This window comes from Bacillus sp. UMB0728, from assembly GCF_002858875.1.
Classification (GTDB): domain Bacteria; phylum Bacillota; class Bacilli; order Bacillales; family Cytobacillaceae; genus Bacillus_AB; species Bacillus_AB infantis.
Genome location: NZ_PKLA01000001.1, coordinates 590,416 through 608,566 on the forward strand (window position 1 = coordinate 590,416; position 18,151 = coordinate 608,566).

The 18,151-nt window shown below is 44.3% G+C and carries 21 protein-coding genes and 2 riboswitches; of the genes, 5 read left to right on the forward strand and 16 right to left on the reverse strand.

Annotation, left to right across the window (positions count from 1 at the left end):
* Positions 1-17: 17 nt before the first annotated feature.
* The 8 genes from CYJ37_RS02890 to CYJ37_RS02925 form a co-directional block, all read right to left on the reverse strand.
* The gene (locus CYJ37_RS02890; protein ID WP_101547794.1) at positions 18-491 is read right to left on the reverse strand and encodes an acyl-CoA thioesterase; all 474 of its coding nucleotides are present in this window, start codon (positions 489-491) and stop codon (positions 18-20) included.
* 138 nt (positions 492-629) lie between these two features.
* A riboswitch (cobalamin riboswitch) is annotated at positions 630-819 on the reverse strand.
* 52 nt (positions 820-871) lie between these two features.
* The gene (locus CYJ37_RS02895; protein ID WP_101547795.1) at positions 872-1,135 is read right to left on the reverse strand and encodes a hypothetical protein; all 264 of its coding nucleotides are present in this window, start codon (positions 1,133-1,135) and stop codon (positions 872-874) included.
* A 98-nt stretch (positions 1,136-1,233) separates the two neighbouring features.
* Entirely contained in the window at positions 1,234-2,307 is a 1,074-nt protein-coding gene (locus tag CYJ37_RS02900) for an ABC transporter substrate-binding protein (protein WP_101547796.1), read from the reverse strand.
* Entirely contained in the window at positions 2,304-3,107 is an 804-nt protein-coding gene (locus tag CYJ37_RS02905; RefSeq protein WP_009793711.1) for an ABC transporter permease, read from the reverse strand. Before CYJ37_RS02905 ends, CYJ37_RS02900 begins: the two co-directional genes overlap by 4 nt.
* Position 3,108: 1 nt before the next feature.
* Positions 3,109-3,912, reverse strand: a complete 804-nt coding sequence (locus CYJ37_RS02910; RefSeq protein ID WP_009793710.1) for an ABC transporter permease — start codon at positions 3,910-3,912, stop codon at positions 3,109-3,111.
* On the reverse strand, positions 3,902-5,008 hold the full coding sequence (locus tag CYJ37_RS02915; protein ID WP_009793709.1) for an ABC transporter ATP-binding protein: 1,107 nt from the start codon (positions 5,006-5,008) through the stop codon (positions 3,902-3,904). The genes CYJ37_RS02910 and CYJ37_RS02915 overlap by 11 nt, the downstream gene beginning before the upstream one ends.
* 217 nt (positions 5,009-5,225) lie before the next feature.
* Complete coding sequence (gene thiT / locus CYJ37_RS02920; protein ID WP_094769939.1) at positions 5,226-5,828, reverse strand: energy-coupled thiamine transporter ThiT; 603 nt, start codon at positions 5,826-5,828, stop codon at positions 5,226-5,228.
* 71 nt (positions 5,829-5,899) lie between these two features.
* Positions 5,900-5,998, reverse strand: a riboswitch (TPP riboswitch).
* Between the two features lie 77 nt (positions 5,999-6,075).
* A complete protein-coding gene (locus CYJ37_RS02925; protein WP_009793707.1) occupies positions 6,076-6,315 on the reverse strand; it encodes a hypothetical protein in 240 nt (79 codons plus the stop codon).
* A gap of 219 nt (positions 6,316-6,534) precedes the next feature.
* Here CYJ37_RS02925 and CYJ37_RS02930 point away from each other — a divergent pair, with 219 nt between their 5' ends.
* Both CYJ37_RS02930 and CYJ37_RS02935 read left to right on the forward strand, forming a co-directional pair.
* The gene (locus CYJ37_RS02930; RefSeq protein WP_009793706.1) at positions 6,535-6,780 is read left to right on the forward strand and encodes a hypothetical protein; all 246 of its coding nucleotides are present in this window, start codon (positions 6,535-6,537) and stop codon (positions 6,778-6,780) included.
* A 111-nt stretch (positions 6,781-6,891) separates the two neighbouring features.
* Complete coding sequence (locus CYJ37_RS02935; protein WP_009793705.1) at positions 6,892-7,128, forward strand: helix-turn-helix transcriptional regulator; 237 nt, start codon at positions 6,892-6,894, stop codon at positions 7,126-7,128.
* A gap of 156 nt (positions 7,129-7,284) precedes the next feature.
* On the opposite strand, the gene dnaN is transcribed toward CYJ37_RS02935, so the two are convergent.
* The 6 genes from dnaN to CYJ37_RS02965 form a co-directional block, all read right to left on the reverse strand.
* On the reverse strand, positions 7,285-8,463 hold the full coding sequence (gene dnaN, locus CYJ37_RS02940; protein ID WP_101547797.1) for a DNA polymerase III subunit beta: 1,179 nt from the start codon (positions 8,461-8,463) through the stop codon (positions 7,285-7,287).
* 42 nt (positions 8,464-8,505) lie between these two features.
* Entirely contained in the window at positions 8,506-8,961 is a 456-nt protein-coding gene (locus CYJ37_RS02945) for an NUDIX hydrolase (protein ID WP_101547798.1), read from the reverse strand.
* Positions 8,942-9,658 (reverse strand): HAD hydrolase-like protein, encoded by a 717-nt coding sequence (locus CYJ37_RS02950; RefSeq protein ID WP_101547799.1) that lies wholly within the window; start codon positions 9,656-9,658, stop codon positions 8,942-8,944. Before CYJ37_RS02950 ends, CYJ37_RS02945 begins: the two co-directional genes overlap by 20 nt.
* Positions 9,659-9,757: 99 nt before the next feature.
* Complete coding sequence (locus CYJ37_RS02955) at positions 9,758-10,180, reverse strand: GtrA family protein (protein ID WP_009793701.1); 423 nt, start codon at positions 10,178-10,180, stop codon at positions 9,758-9,760.
* Positions 10,134-11,171 carry a glycosyltransferase family 2 protein gene (locus CYJ37_RS02960; RefSeq protein ID WP_022543885.1) on the reverse strand — a complete coding sequence of 346 codons (1,038 nt, stop codon included), beginning with the start codon at positions 11,169-11,171 and terminating at the stop codon, positions 10,134-10,136. Before CYJ37_RS02960 ends, CYJ37_RS02955 begins: the two co-directional genes overlap by 47 nt.
* A gap of 19 nt (positions 11,172-11,190) precedes the next feature.
* Positions 11,191-12,822 (reverse strand): DUF6044 family protein, encoded by a 1,632-nt coding sequence (locus CYJ37_RS02965; RefSeq protein WP_101548409.1) that lies wholly within the window; start codon positions 12,820-12,822, stop codon positions 11,191-11,193.
* Between the two features lie 205 nt (positions 12,823-13,027).
* Here CYJ37_RS02965 and galU point away from each other — a divergent pair, with 205 nt between their 5' ends.
* The gene (gene galU, locus CYJ37_RS02970) at positions 13,028-13,909 is read left to right on the forward strand and encodes a UTP--glucose-1-phosphate uridylyltransferase GalU (RefSeq protein ID WP_101547800.1); all 882 of its coding nucleotides are present in this window, start codon (positions 13,028-13,030) and stop codon (positions 13,907-13,909) included.
* Positions 13,910-14,751: 842 nt separating this feature from the next.
* Here the strand turns inward: galU and CYJ37_RS02975 are convergent.
* Entirely contained in the window at positions 14,752-16,092 is a 1,341-nt protein-coding gene (locus CYJ37_RS02975) for an MATE family efflux transporter (RefSeq protein ID WP_094769491.1), read from the reverse strand.
* 176 nt (positions 16,093-16,268) lie between these two features.
* Between CYJ37_RS02975 and CYJ37_RS02980 the strand changes: the two genes are divergently transcribed.
* Positions 16,269-16,808, forward strand: coding sequence for an STM3941 family protein (locus tag CYJ37_RS02980; RefSeq protein ID WP_101547801.1), 540 nt, complete (start codon positions 16,269-16,271; stop codon positions 16,806-16,808).
* A 40-nt stretch (positions 16,809-16,848) separates the two neighbouring features.
* Here the strand turns inward: CYJ37_RS02980 and CYJ37_RS02985 are convergent, their stop codons facing one another.
* Positions 16,849-17,406 (reverse strand): hypothetical protein, encoded by a 558-nt coding sequence (locus tag CYJ37_RS02985; protein ID WP_101547802.1) that lies wholly within the window; start codon positions 17,404-17,406, stop codon positions 16,849-16,851.
* Positions 17,407-17,520: 114 nt separating this feature from the next.
* On the opposite strand from CYJ37_RS02985, the gene CYJ37_RS02990 reads away from it, so the two are divergent.
* Positions 17,521-18,102, forward strand: coding sequence for a TetR/AcrR family transcriptional regulator (locus CYJ37_RS02990; protein ID WP_009793694.1), 582 nt, complete (start codon positions 17,521-17,523; stop codon positions 18,100-18,102).
* Positions 18,103-18,151 lie beyond the last annotated feature (49 nt).

Here is an 18,151-nt window from a genome sequence, read left to right on the forward strand (position 1 = left end):
TGGCTGAAAGCCACCTTTTATCGTATAAGCATTCTGTTTTTTCTATGCTCCTTTCGTGCCCCTGCTGAAGCAAACAGCCTGATTTCTTCCTCAGAATGAGGCAGCACCCCGGATACTGGAATGGGCTTGCCGCTTTCATCCACGGCAACCATGGTTAAAAAGGATTCGGTCGTCAGCGTTCGAATCCCTGTTAAAAGATTGGCTGCATGCACTTTCACATAGACTTCCATGGAGGTTCTCCCTGTTGAGGCAACAAAGGCTTCAAGAGTAAGGGCGTCACCGACTGAAGCTGAAGACAGGAAATCCACAGAGTCGATCGAAGCTGTTACTACCATGCTGCCGGAATGCTTCATTGCAGTAATGGCAGCAATTTCATCAATATAGGATAGCACTTTGCCGCCGAAAATTGTCTGAAGATGGTTTGTATCCGGCGGAAGCACCAGCCTGGTCTGAATGGTGCGGGAACGGTCTGCTGGATAAGCTTTTTTCATAGGTTTCACTCCTCGGGCTTATTGTATGAAAAAAATAAAAGGCATCCTTCATAGAGGATGCCTGCACATAAAAAATTTAACAAATAACAAAACTTTGCCATATTAAAAGCGCATCACTCTCCTATCACCCGTAGGACGGTTGTGTACTTCTTTATGGCAGGTCTCCTGGCTCAGCATCACAGACTCCTTCCGCCTTCCCGTCCGCTAAGGAACAGTGGCATCGAGGGAGGAGCCTCCGCATTACAGTGGCGGGACCGCGCCGGAATTCAACCGGCTTCCCTTTTAAGCTTGCAGCATGCTGCAAAGCACCATAAAGCATTTATTCAATTAAAGAAATCATATCATATTCTATCATTATCGGATATAGATTTCGGAGAACATTAAAAATGGGATTCAATCTTTTCAAGATCAAGTATCAGGGAATTGATCTCCTCGGAAGAGATGCGCAGCGGCATCTGGTCATTCAAGGTGATGACCTGGCCTCCCTCTTCGTCCCTATGCCTGTAGAGGTAGTCAAGAAGCTGGCTAGCCTGATCCTTGGTCAAAATGGACTGAGTCTTAAAGTGTTTGATCATGCTGATGGAAAACTGTTCTGCCTGATCATCATATTCCCCTGAAATGATGTTTCCGCTGATATAATACATGATTGCCTCCTCCTGTTTTTAAGACTAGGATCCCCTGACAGGACGGAAATCATGCTAGAATGCAAAAAAGCGGCCGGAGACTCCTCCAGCCGCTGCTATTATTTACTATGCATTTTGAATTCCAAAAACAGTTCATTATAATGTGCGAGCATTTTTTTCCCAAGGTTCTCGTACACTTCCAGCTTTTCGGTCATTACCGGGTCTGGATAGAAGCGCTTGTCACTGACAATTTCCTCCGGCAGGTAATTCAGCGCCTCTTTATTCGGCGTCGAATAGCCTACATATTCGGTATTCTGGGCAGCGACTTCCGGATCAAGCATGAAGTTCATGAACTGGTGGGCGGCATCCACGTTTTTTGCCGTTTTTGGAATGACCATATTATCAAACCACAGGTTCGTCCCTTCCTCAGGGAGAACATACTCAATATTGTCCTTTTTCCACATCAGCTCTGAAGCAGTTCCTGACCAGACAACACCTATGGCTGCTTCATCGTTTTCAAGCAGCATCCGGATTTCATCCCCGACAATGGCTTTGATATTCGGAGTAAGGGTATCAAGCTTTTCCTTCGCTTCCCTCAGATGCTTCTTATTTTGATCATTAAGGGAATAATTGAGGGAATTCAAGCCCATTCCCATTACTTCCCTTGCACCATCAATTAGGAGAATCTGGTTTCGCAGATCTTCATCCCAAAGGTCATTCCAGCTTGTAATTTCTTTGTCCCCAAGCAGATCTGTGTTATAGGCTATGCCGACCGTCCCCCAGAAATAAGGGATAGAGTATTCATTTTTTGGATCGAATGCCAAGTCCATGAACCTCGGGTCGATATATTTCAAGTTTGGAATTTTTGAATGGTCTACCGGTAAAAGCAAATCTTCTTCTTTCATTTTTTCAATTGCATATTCAGACGGAACCGCTATATCGTAGGCTGTCCCGCCCTGTTCAATCTTGGTCATCATGGCTTCATTGCTGTCAAAGGTTTCATAAATCACCTTGATGCCTGTTTCTTTTTCAAAGCGGTCCACGAGTTCTGCATCGATATAGTCTCCCCAGTTAAAGACCGTCAGCGTATTTCCGCTGGAATAGCCTTGTGAGGAATTAAGCCGGGAGACTGCATACAGCAGAAGTGCAGAAATGACAGCAATGACCAGCAGGGCTTTACCGAGCTGTTTCATTTTTTGACCCCCATTCCAGTCGGCTTCGCATTTTTCTGGGTGATGAAATAATAGCCGATCACCAGTATAAGTGTGAACAGGAACAGCAGCGTGGAAAGTGCATTGATGTTCAGCGAAACCCCGCGCCGGGCCAGAGAGTAGATTTCAACCGATAAAGTGGTGAAGCCATTCCCTGTTACAAAGAAAGTAACTGCAAAATCATCAAGTGAATAGGTTAGGGCCATAAAAAAGCCCGCAAAAATGCCTGGTGTGATATATGGCAGAACGACCTTGGACAGAACATCAAAGCGGCTTGCCCCTAGATCCCTCGCAGCGTCCACAAGTGTAGGGCTCATTTCCTGGATTTTAGGCAGCACCATTATAACTACAATCGGAACGCAGAAAGCAATGTGAGAGAGCAGGACCGATGTAAATCCGAGCTTGATTCCGATCATCGTAAACAAAATCAGGAAGGAAGCACCGATGATAACATCGGGGCTGACGATCAGAATATTGTTCAAAGATAAGAGTGTGCTCTTGACCTGCCGCTTTCTTACATAAAAAATGGCAAGTGCACCGGCCACTCCGATGATCGTTGATATGGCAGCCGACAACAGGGCAATGATGATGGTGTTCAGCACAATTATCAATAGCCTTGCATCAGCAAAAAGCTCTTTATACCAGTCCAGCGTGAACCCTTCGAAATGTGACATTGTCCCGCCGCTGTTAAAAGAATAAAACATTAGATAAAATATTGGCGCATAAAGAACAAAAAATACAAGGATCAGATAAAGTGATGACCATTTAGATAATTTCCCCATGCTATGCCCCCCTCCTGCGATTTCCGGTCAGCAGCATGATGATCACCATCGTAAGGATCAGGAATACGGCAATGGTGGAGCCCATCCCCCAATCCTGAGTGACAAGGAAATGCTGTTCTATGGCCGTGCCCAGGGTGATGACCCTGTTCCCTGCAATCAGGCGGGTAAGCATGAAGAGGGAAAGTGCAGGGATGAATACAACCTGGCAGCCGGATTTGACGCCATCCAGCGTCAGCGGGAAAATAACCCGTGTAAAAGTAGTCCAGGGTGATGCCCCCAAATCATTGGATGCATCGATGAGCGATGAATTCAATTCGTTAAGCGAATTGAAAATCGGCAAAATCATAAAAGGCAGGAAGATGTATACCGATACAAAAACAAAACTGAAATCGGTAAACAGAATCTGCCTTGAACCTATTCCAATCACCTCAAGGAAGCTGTTGGCTGCCCCGTAAGTTCCAAAAATGCCGAGAAAAGCATAAGCCTTGAGCAGCAGATTGATCCAAGAAGGAATGATGATCATCAGAAGCCAGAGCTGCTTATGCCTGGTCTTCGTAAGCAGGTAGGCAGTCGGATAGGCAATCAGTAAAGAAAAGGCAGTGATCAGGAACGCATACCAGAAAGAGCTCAAAGTCATTTTCAGGTAAACGGGCGTGAAAAATTTCTGGTAGTTCCCGAATGTGAACTGCCCTTCTATATCAAAAAATGAATAATACAGCACCAAAAACAAAGGGGTCACGACAAATAAAACGATCCACAGCAAATATGGGATCAGATACAGGTTGCGTGTCTGATTAGTTCTCATGGCTTTCCTCTTGATAAGCCTCCAGCCTGCGGTCAAATTCTTCCTCAGATTCTCCCGGCCTCATGACATGGATGGCTTCCGGATCAAAATGAAGGCCTATTTCATCCCCTACTTTTGCCTTTCGTGTAGAATGGACAAGCCATTCATTCCCATCTTTATCAAAGCAGGAAATTTCATAATGAACTCCCCTGAATAGCTGTGAATCTACACGTACCTGAAGTTTGCCCTGCTCGCTCGGAGTAATTTCCATATCCTCCGGCCTGATGACCACTTCAACCCTTTCATTCAAATCGAAGCCGGCGTCTACACATTCAAATTTCCTGCCTGCAAATTCAACCTGATAATCGGTTAGCATGGTCCCTTCGACGATGTTGGACTCACCGATGAAGTCGGCCACAAACCGGTTGACAGGCTCATCATAAATATCAGTTGGCGTTCCGCTCTGCTCAATCCGGCCTTTGTTCAGCACAAAGATTTCATCAGAAAGAGCAAGCGCCTCTTCCTGGTCATGGGTGACAAATATAAACGTAATGCCAAGCCTTCTCTGAAGCTCCCGCAGCTCGTACTGCATTTCTGTACGCAGCTTCAGGTCCAGTGCAGAAAGGGGCTCATCCAGCAGGATGACTTCCGGTTTATTGACAATCGCCCTCGCAATCGCGACACGCTGCCTCTGCCCTCCTGACATCTCTTTGATTTCCCTCTGTTCATATCCTTCCAGGTTGACAAACTTGAGCGCCTCTTTCACCTGCTCATTGATTTCCTGGTTTTTCATTTTTTTGATGCGCAATCCGAATGCCACGTTTTCAAATACATTCAAATGCGGGAAAAGTGCATAGTCCTGGAACACGGTATTGACCTGCCTCCTGTTGGCAGGCACTTTATTGATTTTTTGTCCATTGAAGAAAATGGATCCTTCTGTCGGTTCGATAAAACCCGCAATCAGGCGCAGGATCGTCGTTTTTCCGCAGCCTGAAGGACCAAGGAGCGTGTAGAACTTTCCCCTTTCTATATCAAAGCTGACGGCGTCCAGAACCGGACTGTCATTGTCATATTGTTTTGTAACATCTTCAAAGCGGATAATAAACTTATCTGTCATTTCAATCTCCTTTACTATATTAATAGTCGATGTACCTCTAGAAGTTAAGCCTTGTAGGCCAGTTTATCACTTTAGTATAATAGCGTAACTTATTATATACCAAAATTTGTCGAATGAAAGCATTTTTCAGCAATTCTCTTCAATTTCCCTTTTTTTAAAACAAAAGCAGTCGCTTCTGGCCGATTCGCCAGAAGGGACTGCTTTGTGCACATGGTTATCAGTTCGCCAATTTATGCTCTTCCGCAGCGGAATATTCCTGTTTCCTCTGTACCAGGCGCGGCGCTGCAGAAAGGAGGAGCCACAATACGGCTGTACATAAGACAGCTGACCCGAGCATCGTTATCCCATTAATCATGAGAGAATATACAAAAGGAGACATCCCTTCAGGTGCATAGCTTCCAAAGAAAATCATACCTGCAAGAAAGTGCCAGAAATATCTGCCCGCACTGCCAAGGAAAATGGCTGCAGCTGCCCATCCCAGAGCCTTACCCTTCTTGCCTTCAGCAAGGCTTTTTTGGAGGGCAAGAGCTAAGAAGCCGGCACAGCCAATAAAGGCGAAAGCAACGAAGTATTCAATGAAAGTCTGCAGGGGCGTCACTATCCAGGCGTCGCCCATGACAATCTGGAGAATCCCCCATAAGAATCCGGAAATGAAGCCCGCTTTCCAGCCCCATCGCAATGAAAGTATGAAGATGGGCACCATTGCAATGGAAATGGATATTGCAGGCGTTAGTTTAATAGAAGGAAGCAGATCAAGAATAACAGCGAATGCTGCAAAAAAAGATGCTTCAATCAAGGCAACCAGCCCTAATTTTTTCATAAAAAATTCTCCCCTTTTGTCCGAATTAACGCAAACCTCAAGGGAGAACTGATCAGGAAGCGGGCATACCTTCACCCATCCATCCACATCCCTGCGCTAGAATTATCTAACAGGTTCAAAGGGTCAGAACAAAAGTTCACTCTCAGCATTAAGCTCCCCTTGTGGTTACGTTATGTAATTAATACTATAATGCATTATATCTCATTCCATCAGGCAGGAAAAGAGCATATTCTGAAAAATCGTTTTGTCATGCCGGTCCTCCTTTCTCTTTTTCGAGCTTTTCATAAAGTTCAAGACTTTTGCTGCTGAGATACTCCAGCAGCTTAGGGTGCTGTCTGAAATAGTCGACAAATTCCCTTTGTTCTCTCTCCTGGAACTTAAGCACCTGTTCATAATGCTTGCTGCAATAATAAATCGTCCGGTCCCTGTTCCACTCCTTGAGGGGGATCAGGTCCCCCGCTGCCTGGCAATAAAGGCATTTTTTCATATGATCCTTCCTCTAAGTACAGATTAAGCTCCAGGCAGGAAAAGTTGTTTCCCGTCCATACTTTAGTATATTACAGAACGTATGTTCTATTCAATTCATCAGTTTTACTGGTTTTTATATGATCTAATCGGGTATTCAATTAATATATGAAGTATTCTTTTAATTGTTTAAATTTTCAAATAATAAGAATTTACATGCATACAGGAAGGAGGCTTTAAGATGAAGAATATCCTTGATATTAAAGGCAGGCTGAATCCATATTGGTTCAATAAAGTTATTTTCAAGGTTTATATCGCTGACGCAGTGGATGAGAAAACAGTAGAATTGGAAGGTCAGAAGCTTGTTGTGGTCAATGAAACTGAAAAATTGAAGCCCGGCGAGAAGCTCAAAGTCGAGTTTCTGAACATGTGGTTTGTCTATAGCCGGATACCACGCGCAGATCAGCCAGCCAAGCAGCCGCTTTAACTCAAAAGCCGCTTTTTTCTTCTCCTTCCTTCTTTTATTTTTATATTTCACTAGTGATGTTCTTCACTTTCTTTTATAATATGAAAATAAAAGAAAAAAGGAGATTTAACCTTGGATAAAGAAATCATTAAGTTTATCAGAAAGAATTATAATCTTTCACAGCGTGAATTCGCCAAAATGATTAATTGCAGCTTTTCACTGGTTGCTTTGATTGAAATCGGGAAACGCAATGTTTCAGACAATATAGAAAAAAAGATTAAAAATGCGTTCGGACTTGAAGCGCAGGATATTGAATCCATTACCAGCATCATTAAGGAAATCGGCCGCGGTATGCCTCCTTTCAGCTAAAAAGCCTGGATGGGAGGAAATACCTCTGCTTAGCCCTCCCCGCTTTGGCCGTTTTCCAGCTGGATTACTTGATACAGCGCAACAGATTTCCCTCTTTTAATAATATTCTACTAGTATTCAGATCCCCTTCAGATTTGATTTTCTCACCTTTCAGTTTTAATCTTGATTCTGAACCTGTCCCTTGCCAAGGAACATCCCTGATGCAGTCCTGACAGGAGAAATAAGGTGAAAATAGTTTGCCTCCCCAGGGGAAGAGATCAGGATTGGCTTCATTGTCCCATAAAGCCTTATTTTAATATATTCTGACTCTGTTCCTATCAGCGCATCCGCCAGATAACTCCCATTTATTACTGCTGAAGCTTCTGTTTCTCCTCTGATGCTCTGCAATTCCTGCACCTCCTCGATCATGCCCATTTCAGACATTGGGGAAGATATAGTGATGGAGTTTTCATCCTTGGCTTGGATGGAAACAAGAGAGCTTCTTTTTTCTCCAGCAAATATCATTGTCCGCTTGACACCTTGAAGAAGGTGCTTCCTATTGATGACTAACTCTGTTTTGCACCCTTCCGGCTTCAGTTTCTCAGAAGAGGGAAATCTGCCGGTCAAAAGCGAAGAGCAGAAACGGAATGTTGATGTGGCGAATACGGCCTGTGAATCAGATATATAAATGGCTGCTTCTCCGCTTGGTGACTTGCCTATCAATTTGAGCAATTCTGCTGCATTTCTTGCCGGGAGAGTAAATGACTGGCTGAACCCAGCAGAGCCGTCAGCTTTCCACATGGCAAGCCGGCTTGAATCTGTCGCCGTGAATGTCAGCCCGTTTTCATCAAATGCCAGATTGATGCCTTCCAGGATTGGCCTTGAGCTTGTTCTGGCCGCAGATGCAGCTGTATTCCTCAATCCTGCTGCAAGATCAGATGCTTCCAATGGATATATATAAGGAAACTCTACATGTGCTCTATCAGGAAACTGGTCTAGCGGGAAACCCGCAATCGCTGCGGAAATCTGCTTGTCCATTGAATTAATCAGGATTTTATGTGAAGTGGAAGCTTTGATGCTTAAACGGCCAGGTATTTTCCTGATGACTTCAGAAAGCATTCTTCCATCGGCTGCCAGCTTTCCATATTCCAATATATCAAGGCCAGAATCCCTGCAGTTTATTAATGGGTGCTCAAAGATCACAGAGTGGTCCCCGTTTCCGGAAGAGACAGAAAGGCCTCCGCTGTGTGCTTCTATCATAACGAGTTTGCCAGCAGCACTATGGCTTCCCCCTGCGATTCTTGCCGCCTCACTGATGCTTTTAAAAATACTCTCACCATTTACTTTAAATTCCATCAGGTCCACCTCCTTTGATATGAGAATAGCTCTCTTTCACTGCTAAATCCGCCTGCCTCTTTTAGACATTTCTTTTTTCCGCAATAAATCTTCTGCAGCCGTAATGCTCCGCGTCAGCCATTCAGGTGCATCCGGCTGTTCAAGGATTTCTCTGATGCTCATCCACATCACTTCCTCGTTTTCATCAGGACAGACTGGACTGGCTTCACCGCTTTCGTATTCACACAGAAAAACAATGTCAATCACATGATATCCGTCATCCGTAATGAAAGAACTGCTGCATACATACTCCATTCCATCTTTAATCAGTACACCTGTTTCCTCCAGGATTTCTCTTTTTACTGTTCTTTCCAATACATCTGTGGAATGACCCTCCTTCTCCGCCTTGCCTCCGATCAGAGCCAGCATTCCCCCGGCATGGCTTTCCTGGCTGCTTCTTTTTCCGATCAGCCATTTACCTCCTCTGTGGACTGCTCCTTCAACATTTACTATGAACATCACTTTCACGCCTCTGCTTTATGTTAAATTTTCTTTCAACACCGAAGCTGCTATATAGTTCTTCAACCGTCCGAATCAAATAAGTCGGCGATGAATCAGCAGTTTGAAAGAATTCATCCTCGGTTCCATATCCGTAAAGGACAGCAGCTGAATCAATGCCTGAGTGATTTGCGCCGATCACATCATATTTCCGGTCACCAATCATTAAAATATTTTTCTTTTCATATTCCCTGAAATGCAGAAGCACGGATGATATGATATCCTTTTTATCCGAATAGCTGCCATCAAGCGAAGCGCCTTCTATGTAATCAAAAATATGTGAGATTTGAAAATGAGATAAAATTCTTTCAGCAAACGCTATAGGCTTTGAGGTGGCGACGCCCAGTTTGCAGTCTTTTTCTTTTAATGATAAAAGCAATTCTGATATTCCGGGATATAATTCGTTTTCATATAATCCTTTTTCTGTGTATCTCTCCCTGTAAAACTGCACCGCTTCGTCTGCTTCCTCTCTGCTGAAAAGGCTATGTTCCTGAAAGGAATGGTGAAGAGGCGGGCCGATGAAAAGTTTGAGAATCTCCACGGGCGGAACAGGCCGCCCCATCTTTTCTAAAGCATACCTGATCGAGCGTGCTATTCCCGGATATGGATCTGAAAGGGTCCCATCAAGGTCAAAAATAATAAGCGAATATGGTTTCATGTAGTCCTCCTTTCCCTCACTTAATATTACCATAATTATCAAAACATTCAGGGAGTTATATAAGGGAAAAAAATAGACAGCTTACTTAATGGAAGCTGCCTACCTTTTAAATACAATATATTTCTGTCCCAAATAATTCAACACTGTATATAATACAGTTCCCAACAGGACTGCCGCCGTTTCTGGATAGAATGCCAGATGATTGTCCAAAATCAATACCAGCTTCTTTGATAGGCTGTAGGAAATAAAATAGCAGCTTGCCGCAAGGCTCGCAAAGAGAAGACCGCTTTTTATAAAAGGCTGTGAGCTTTTAAATGTATAAGCTTTATTAAGAAAATAGCTTGTCACAGCACCAGCAGCATTTCCGAGGAGCGTGGAGAACCAGTATCCTGTCCCTGCCAACAATAGAATATAAATGCTGCCTAGCCCGATCAGTGTATTGATTAGGCCGACAAGGAGGAACCGGACAAGTGTATCAGTTGGTTTCAGGAAGCTGGCGATACTTGATGCTGAATCCTTCATCCTGCTCCATCTCCCTGTTTTTCAGCTGAAGTGACGCAGGCAGTGTGTAGGTATCAATTTCGACTATGAATTTTGGCCGCCTTTTAGTTTCTTTGTAGATCTTCCCTATATATTCCCCGATCATTCCTATTGCGGTAAGCTGCACTCCGCCTATGAGCCAGATGGATGAAATGAGAGATGTCCAGCCGGCTTCAGTGCTGCCGGTAAACTTTAGAAAAAGAAAATAAGTCCCAAAAAGGATGCTGATTACAGAAGATACAAGACCTGCCATTAAAACGAGCCGGATCGGTGTCACCGAAAAGGAAGTCAATCCATCAAGGGCAAAGGATAGCATTTTTTTCAGCGGATACTTCGTCTCCCCGGCCATCCGCTCTTTCCGCTCATACATAACCTGGTCTGAGCGGAAGCCGATCAGGGGTATAATGCCTCTCAGGAACATATTTGCCTCCCCAAAATGTGCCAGCTCCTCGGCAGCGCGCCTGCTTAAGAGGCGGAAATCAGCATGATTATAGACCAGGCTGGCGCCAAGCTTTGCCATCAGTTTATAAAAACCCTGGGCAGTCGCCCGTTTGAAAAAAGTATCCTTTTCCCTTTTACTCCTAACTCCGTAGACTATATCACAGCCTTCATGATATTTAACCAGAAATTCCCTGATGGCACAGGGATCATCCTGAAGGTCTGCATCGATCGTGACAATGCAGTCCGAAGATTTCATGCTGGTGAAAATTCCTGCTAAAAGGGCATTTTGGTGCCCTGAGTTCCTGGACAGCTTAAGCCCTGTCACCCGTTCAGATTTCAGGCTTTCTTTATGGATGAGATTCCATGTCCTATCCCTGCTCCCGTCATCAACAAACAGAAGCTTGCTCGAGCTGGAAATCAGTCCTTCAGTTTCAAGGTCCTCCAGAAGCCTGCCAAGTTCCGCCATCGTATATGCCAGCATCTCTTCTTCGTTATAGCAGGGTACAACGATAGTTAATATAGTTTCAGTCATTCTGCTTCCTCCTAGATGTCTATATTGCCTTATACAAATAAATCTTCCAGGCAGCATCCCCGGATGTGAATTCTCTCTCCAGCTCCAGACCGTTTTCCATGCTGTTCATAATCGGCACGGCAGAAAAAAAATATTCACCTCCCATTTCTTTGAAAACAGCAGTATCCAATTTGAGATTTTTGAGCTTTTTATCAGAAGTTTTTTTGAACATATAATGCTTCCCCAGTTCTGCTGTAAAGATATAGCATCTTCCTCCCCATTCATCAAAATAGCGGCGAATGGTCTTATTTTTTGCCAATTCCTCCGCAATTATTTTCCTGAACTGGTGCTTATAGGTGAGCGGGTAGAAATTATTATACGTGTCCAGCGTATAAAAGCCGTTATACTGGGCAATTGCCGGATGGATGCCTATGCTTGCAACCCGGTAATCCTCCTTTGGCCTGTCTATGTAATTTCCTATTTCATCGAATAAACTTTCTGCGTAGAATTCTTTCACCGAGGGCTTTCTGCTGTAAATAATTTCGTCATTGAAAGCTCCAAGCAAAAGAATCTGAGCGATAATGACGGCAAGGATGCTTTTTCTGCTTTTCGACGATGTCCAGACGATCCTTAAAGCGAGCGCAAATCCTATATAAATGACAAGCGGCCGCAAAAAGTGAAACCTGGCAAAATTGAAGGTGTCCATAAAATGAAACCGCTCTGTCAATGGAAGCCATCCTTTATAAAACCAGAAAGCGTACCAGAAGGACAAAAGAAAATTAAAGGCAAACAAACATACGTAAATTCTCTCCTGCCTCCAGCTTTTATTCTTCCAGACAAGGAATAAAGCATAAAGGGTGACAGGCAGGATAATGAGCCCGTGAACTGTCATGACATGGGTATGGCCCAGAACGAAGTTTTTAAAGGCAAGCCTTACGCAATGGGCGAACGTAAGCCGCGCATGAAAATATTCATCACGGCTGTTGTCTTCTTCCAGAAAAAGAAATGAGTGGACAAGGCGGTATTCAACCAGCAGATATAAAAATGTCATGCCTGCAATAGCCGCAAGAAATCGCAGATTTGTGCCTTTTCCCCTGAAAAGGTCAACGAGCCATAATCCTCCCATTGCTGCAAGGAAGAAGAAAAATCCGAGAACAAAGCTGGAGTAGAAAGGAAGCAGGGTGAGCGCCAGATAGCTTTTCCAGTCTGACTCCCCCTTCCGTATATTCAAAAATGCCCATAAGGCAAGGGGCATACCGAGAGTGCTCAGCATTCCGGATGGCCAAAATGGAGTCAGAGCGAATGCAAGTGCTGCCCCCACCCTGATGGCTGACCATTCAGGTGATCTGATAAAATGAGTTTTCAGCAAAAGATACATGCCCATGAATGCAGCACATCTTGTAAGAAGCTGATTAAGGGCATAGGCTGTCATGGTCGGAAAAATAGAAAACAGCCAAACGATGCCGCTGAGTTCAGTGCCAAAGGCATTGCGCGGCAGGCCGTTGATGACCTGCGGGATGACAGCCTCTGCCGTTCCATAAGTCTGCCCGCTTTCTCTGAGGACTTTATACCATGCCAGGTTAGAATCCAGGTTGTCATGGACTCGTATATGCGCATCTTCCCCGAGAATGAATAAGGGACTTACATACAAGGCAATGGCAGCAAGCGCCATGATGATATTTTTTCGGTCTTTCAGGAATAGATTTCCGGTCAATTCATACACCCCGCCAACTCTTGCATTGGTATTAAATTGTGCGGGCATCAGGAGAACTATTCCTTTTTTTCCTGATTAAAAGGTGCATATCCCGTTTGTCCCTGTTCATATGTTCAGTTGAGTGCACTTAATTCAGCTAAAATTCTGCTGGGAGGTATCAAGCATGATCAGAAAAGCGGTCATTCCGGCGGCAGGCCTTGGCACCCGTTTTCTGCCCGCCACCAAAGCCCAGCCAAAGGAAATGCTGCCGGTTGCCGACAAGCCTGCCATCCAATACATCGTGGAGGAAGCCATTCTTTCCGGCATTGAGGATATTATCATCATTACGGGAAGAAACAAACGTGCAATTGAAGACCATTTCGATAAGTCTATCGAACTTGAACTGATACTGAAGAAAACCGGCAAAACCGAACTCTTAGAAAAAGTGGAAGCAGCTTCGAATCTTGCTTCAATCCATTATGTAAGGCAAAAGGAACCATTGGGACTCGGGCACGCAGTTCTTTGTGCAAAACAATTCATCGGGAATGAGCCTTTTGCTGTCCTCCTCGGTGATGACCTGGTTGATTCCGGTACCCCTGCTCTCTTGCAGATGATCAGCCAATTCAAAGAAACTGGAACGTGCATGATCGGTGCAAAGGAAGTTCCCTGGGAGGACGTTTCCAAATACGGGATCATCGACTATTCCTTCAAAGCAGGCAATCTTTGTAAAATCGAGCAGCTGGTCGAAAAGCCTTCGAAGGACTCTGCTCCGACCAATCAGGCTATCATCGGGCGCTATGTTCTTACACCAGAGATATTTACTGTACTGGAGTCCCTTCAGCCTGACTTTTCTGGAGAAATCCAGCTGACTGAAGCTCTTTCGCAGCTTCTGAAAAAAGGGCCCATGTATTCATGTCTGATAGAAGGCAATCGCTATGATACCGGGGATAAATTCGGCTTTCTTCAGGCTTCAATCGAGTTTGCGCTTAAGAACGAAGAGATTAAAGAAAAGCTGGAGCGATATTTGTATAGTTTGCGGGAGAGAGAGAAGAGACCGGAGAGCTGAAAAAAGACACTCTTTGGTGGAGTGTCTCAGCATCTAAAAAAAAATGAAGCCAAACTGAGCGGCAAAATTAAAACTGGGAATTTAAGGGGAAAACTCGTTCTGGGAAAAAGTGAAGAGGACTTTCTAAAAACGGTAAGGCTTGAAAAAAGTTAATGACACATCAACGTGCAGCCAAGTCATGTATCCCCACGATGGATACATGATTTCTTTTATTCTTCCTAGTCATGTATCGCAGGAGCCTGATGGGATACATGACTTTCTTTTTTTCTCCCCACTCATGTATCCCAGGAGCCTGATGGGATACATGACCATCCTTTTTTCTCCCTACTCATGTATTCCGGGAACCTGATGGGATGCATGACTTTTCTTTTTTTCTCCCTACTCATGTATCCCAGGAGCCTGATGGGATACATGACCATCCTTTTTTCTCCCTACTCATGTATTCAGGAGCCTGATGGGATACATGACTCTCCTTTTTTCTCCCTACTCATGTATTCCGGGAACCTGATGGGATACATGACCATCCTTTTTTCTCCCTACTCATGTATTCCGGGAACCTGATGGGATACATGACTTTCTTTTTTTCTCCCTACTCATGTATCTCAGGAGCATGATGGGATACATGACCATCCTTTTTTCTCCATGCTCATGTATCCCAGGAGCATGATGGGATACATGACCATCCTTTTTTCTCCCTACTCATGTATTCCGGGAACGTGATGGGATACATGACTCTCCTTTTTTTCTCCCCACTCATGTATTCCACGAGCCTGATCGATATATGGCTTTCCTTTTTTCCGCACGCCAAAAGACACTCCGCACAGGGAGTGTCTTTTGGCGTGTCATTTTTCAGTTGAAAACAGCTTTTTCTTGTCCCATCTGCCGTATTTATAGTACGAAAAAGCAATCACGCTGCTGATCATAAAGCTTGTTCCCATTCCGTATGCGATCCCCTCTTCCCCCATCCATTGTGAGAACAGCCAGGTCAAAGGGTATCTCAGCACCCAAAAGGAGATGATATTGAGCACAAGCACCTGGAACATGGCACCTGCAGCCCTTACTATGCCATTTAATACAAAATTAAGCCCGAGGAACGGATAAAAGAAAGCAATTGATACAAGATAGCCTGTACCAAACTCAACGGCTCCAGGCTCGGTAATGAACAGGGATATTCCCGCTTTTGCTAATAGCACAGCCGCTCCGGCAATCAAGAGCATTATGCCTAAATTGTAGAGTGAACCATAGAGCGCAATCTTATGGACCCTTTTCCACCGGCCTGCCCCAATATTCTGTCCTGCCATGCTGTTGACGGCTGTGCCGAGCGCCGAAGCCGGCAGCATGATCAGGCTGTCAATCCTCTGGGCTGCCCCAAAGCCTGCAACCGTGTCCGCTCCGAAGGAATTCACCACACTCATAATGGCCATTACACCCGCTGAGATCACCATCATCTGGAGTCCTGATGGTATGCCTAATTTTAGTATCGTCCACACTTCATCTTTACCGGGCATGAACGGTATCGAAAAAGGTGCGAGTTTTCTTTTTAAAACAATATACATGCCAGATATGAATGCGATCCCCTGGGCGGCAAGAGTGGCATAGGCAGCTCCATCGATCCCCCATCCCAGGATAGAAATGAACACAGGGTCCAATATGCTGTTAAGTACCACCGCGACCAGTACAAAAATCAGCGGCGTCCTGCTGTCCCCCAGAGAACGAAGAATCGTCCCGATAAAATTGTAGCCGAACAAAAAAAGGATGCCGAGGAAATTAATCTTTAAATACGAGTCTGCTTCAGCAATCATCGCCTCTGGGGTATCAAGCCACTGGAGAATAGGCTTTGAAGCAAAATAGCCTGCCGCTCCCAGCGCAAGGGAAAGCAGTGTGAGGATAATCACAAAACTGTTTAGATATTGCCTCAGACCTTTCTCATCATCTCCTCCTTTTTGCTGCGACAAGATTGTCAAAGCTGCATTATTGATACCGATAATAAATGACAGCACCGTAAATATGACGGTGCTTGAAACCGCAATGCTGCCGAGTGACGCGGCTCCAAGCAGATTTCCCACCCAGAGGCTGTCAACAAACTGGTAAGAAACCTGCAGCAAGTTCGTCAGCATGATGGGAGTAGAAAAAATAAACATCTGCTTCAGAATATTCCCTTGTGTAAAGTCTTGCTGGGACATAAAAACCACACCTTCAATAATGATTGCTTCTATTATTTCTCTTTTTATGTATAAATTCTACTCAAACGTTTCGAATATCGGATTATTGCTTCACCATGGAATTTTTTGGTTTATATTTCGGTATAAGGGGGAATTTTCCATTTGGTATCTACTAATCAATCAATAAGGAGGACAAGATGGAAAAACAATTTTATGCCGCGAAAGGAAAATTCTTTCTGTTTATGCTGGTTGTATTGGCTGCAGGTGTATTTTTTGCCTGGCTGGCTGCAGATATGGTTTTACATGAAGAAAACAGGGAAACTTTTATGCTGATTATCTATTTACTGTTTGCTGTTTTATTGTTTGGATGTGCCCTGCTTTTTGCAGGAATGATTTATGACAAAGCCCCCTTGGTTTCTTTCAGCACAGAAGGTCTGGAAGTCAATGGTCCAGGCGGCCCCGGGCTCATCGTCTGGGAAGATTTTGAGGGTATCTTTCCATATGAGGTTCAAGGCAATGCTTTCCTTGGGGTTATCGTGAAGGATGAAGAAAAATACATTGAAAGGCTTCCAGCGAGAAAGAAAAGATTGGTGAAGATCAATCAAGGAACCGGTTTTCCACCTTTTAATATTAGTATGAATTCCCTTAAACAACGGAAGGAATTCATTGAAGAGCTGGAGAAAAGGGAAATACCGATTCTGGTTGTTGAGGAAGAACTGGAAAAAGAAAACATATAAAAGAATATCCCTCCTCGCTGATTGAGGCGGGATATTCTTTTCATATATTCATCTCTTTGCTTTTTTTAGGGGCCTTTGGCCAGATAAAATAACTAATGCAATAAATCAAATCTGCTGCTAGAACAATCGACCATATTTTCACGACACCGGATAGTGCTTCCGTTCTCCCAGGATCATCTATGATTAGCACGGTTCCCATCAGCAAGGCAGCTCCGATAAGATATGCGGCCCCATGCCTCGCAAAGCCTTTTATATTATGCCTTGCATGATCCATACCATATCTTTTTTCCGGCCGTTTCCCCTTTTTGGCGATGTAATATAAAAATCTTTCATCCGCCCACTGGATCATACTTTTTCCAAAGGCTATCGACACACCGATATATACGGCAGCCAATGCATGTGCCTGTGTTGCTTCTGAGCCTCTGTATAAGTCCGCACCCGCTGCTGCCAGCAGGATCAGATCTACAACAGGAGTCATCGCGAGCAGGATGAGACCGGTTTTCTTTTTTCCGAAAAGATAACGCATACAAAGACCGGCCAGGATTAAAACCCAAAAGCCGATTTCACACCCTATGATAACCCACAATATCCAGTTCATACTTTCCCCTTCCAGTACTATTGTTGTTTAAACTCATCATAACACCACACTTTTAGTGATACAAGTGTATTATTAAAAATTGAAACCTGTTTTACGGTCTGCTACACTGAGACTATGCCTAAAATAGTTGATCATGAACAAAGGAAAAAAAGAATCGTCCAGGCCACCTGGCAGGTTATTTTGGATAAAGGGGTGGAAGGTGCGTCTGTCCGCAATATTGCAGCGGAAGCCGGTGTTTCTCTTGGCGCCCTGCGCCACTATTTTTCCACACAAGATGAACTGCTTGTCTATGCAATGAAACTGGTAAATGAAAATGTGATAAACAGGGTTTCGGAGATTGCATTGAAGGATTTGCCCCCAAGGGAAAAGGTTTATCAAGTCCTGCTTGAAATTGTTCCAACCACTGATGAGAAAATGGCAGAAATGGAGGTGTGGTTTGCGTTTGTTGCATACAGCAGGCAAAAGGAAGAATTTCGCATCCTGAAGCAGGGAATATATACGGGGATTGTTCAGATGATGGATTTTCTAAAGTCCCATGGAGAGCTGAAGGATGGCCAGGATCATGATCTTGAGACTGAAATGTTATACAGTTTCATTGACGGGCTGGCCCTGCACAGTATGCTCGAGCCTGAACGTCTGAAACCGGACAGAATAGAAAAAACTCTCCGCCGCTACCTGGATAGAATCCTAAAATGACCACAGATGACCGGATCTTTTAAAATCCGGTCATTTTCAGCATTGATTC

Excerpts from the sequence above, each read along its gene's own strand:
- CYJ37_RS02890 (WP_101547794.1), bottom strand. The coding sequence starts at position 491 with ATGAAAAAAGCTTATCCAGCAGACCGTTCCCGCACCATTCAGACCAGG.
- CYJ37_RS02895 (WP_101547795.1), bottom strand. The coding sequence starts at position 1,135 with ATGTATTATATCAGCGGAAACATCATTTCAGGGGAATATGATGATCAG.
- CYJ37_RS02900 (WP_101547796.1), bottom strand. The coding sequence starts at position 2,307 with ATGAAACAGCTCGGTAAAGCCCTGCTGGTCATTGCTGTCATTTCTGCA.
- CYJ37_RS02905 (WP_009793711.1), bottom strand. The coding sequence starts at position 3,107 with ATGGGGAAATTATCTAAATGGTCATCACTTTATCTGATCCTTGTATTT.
- CYJ37_RS02910 (WP_009793710.1), bottom strand. The coding sequence starts at position 3,912 with ATGAGAACTAATCAGACACGCAACCTGTATCTGATCCCATATTTGCTG.
- CYJ37_RS02915 (WP_009793709.1), bottom strand. The coding sequence starts at position 5,008 with ATGACAGATAAGTTTATTATCCGCTTTGAAGATGTTACAAAACAATAT.
- thiT (WP_094769939.1), bottom strand. The coding sequence starts at position 5,828 with ATGAAAAAATTAGGGCTGGTTGCCTTGATTGAAGCATCTTTTTTTGCA.
- CYJ37_RS02925 (WP_009793707.1), bottom strand. The coding sequence starts at position 6,315 with ATGAAAAAATGCCTTTATTGCCAGGCAGCGGGGGACCTGATCCCCCTC.
- CYJ37_RS02930 (WP_009793706.1), top strand. The coding sequence starts at position 6,535 with ATGAAGAATATCCTTGATATTAAAGGCAGGCTGAATCCATATTGGTTC.
- dnaN (WP_101547797.1), bottom strand. The coding sequence starts at position 8,463 with ATGGAATTTAAAGTAAATGGTGAGAGTATTTTTAAAAGCATCAGTGAG.
- CYJ37_RS02945 (WP_101547798.1), bottom strand. The coding sequence starts at position 8,961 with ATGTTCATAGTAAATGTTGAAGGAGCAGTCCACAGAGGAGGTAAATGG.
- CYJ37_RS02950 (WP_101547799.1), bottom strand. The coding sequence starts at position 9,658 with ATGAAACCATATTCGCTTATTATTTTTGACCTTGATGGGACCCTTTCA.
- CYJ37_RS02955 (WP_009793701.1), bottom strand. The coding sequence starts at position 10,180 with ATGAAGGATTCAGCATCAAGTATCGCCAGCTTCCTGAAACCAACTGAT.
- CYJ37_RS02960 (WP_022543885.1), bottom strand. The coding sequence starts at position 11,171 with ATGACTGAAACTATATTAACTATCGTTGTACCCTGCTATAACGAAGAA.
- CYJ37_RS02965 (WP_101548409.1), bottom strand. The coding sequence starts at position 12,822 with ATGGCGCTTGCTGCCATTGCCTTGTATGTAAGTCCCTTATTCATTCTC.
- galU (WP_101547800.1), top strand. The coding sequence starts at position 13,028 with ATGATCAGAAAAGCGGTCATTCCGGCGGCAGGCCTTGGCACCCGTTTT.
- CYJ37_RS02975 (WP_094769491.1), bottom strand. The coding sequence starts at position 16,092 with ATGTCCCAGCAAGACTTTACACAAGGGAATATTCTGAAGCAGATGTTT.
- CYJ37_RS02980 (WP_101547801.1), top strand. The coding sequence starts at position 16,269 with ATGGAAAAACAATTTTATGCCGCGAAAGGAAAATTCTTTCTGTTTATG.
- CYJ37_RS02985 (WP_101547802.1), bottom strand. The coding sequence starts at position 17,406 with ATGAACTGGATATTGTGGGTTATCATAGGGTGTGAAATCGGCTTTTGG.
- CYJ37_RS02990 (WP_009793694.1), top strand. The coding sequence starts at position 17,521 with ATGCCTAAAATAGTTGATCATGAACAAAGGAAAAAAAGAATCGTCCAG.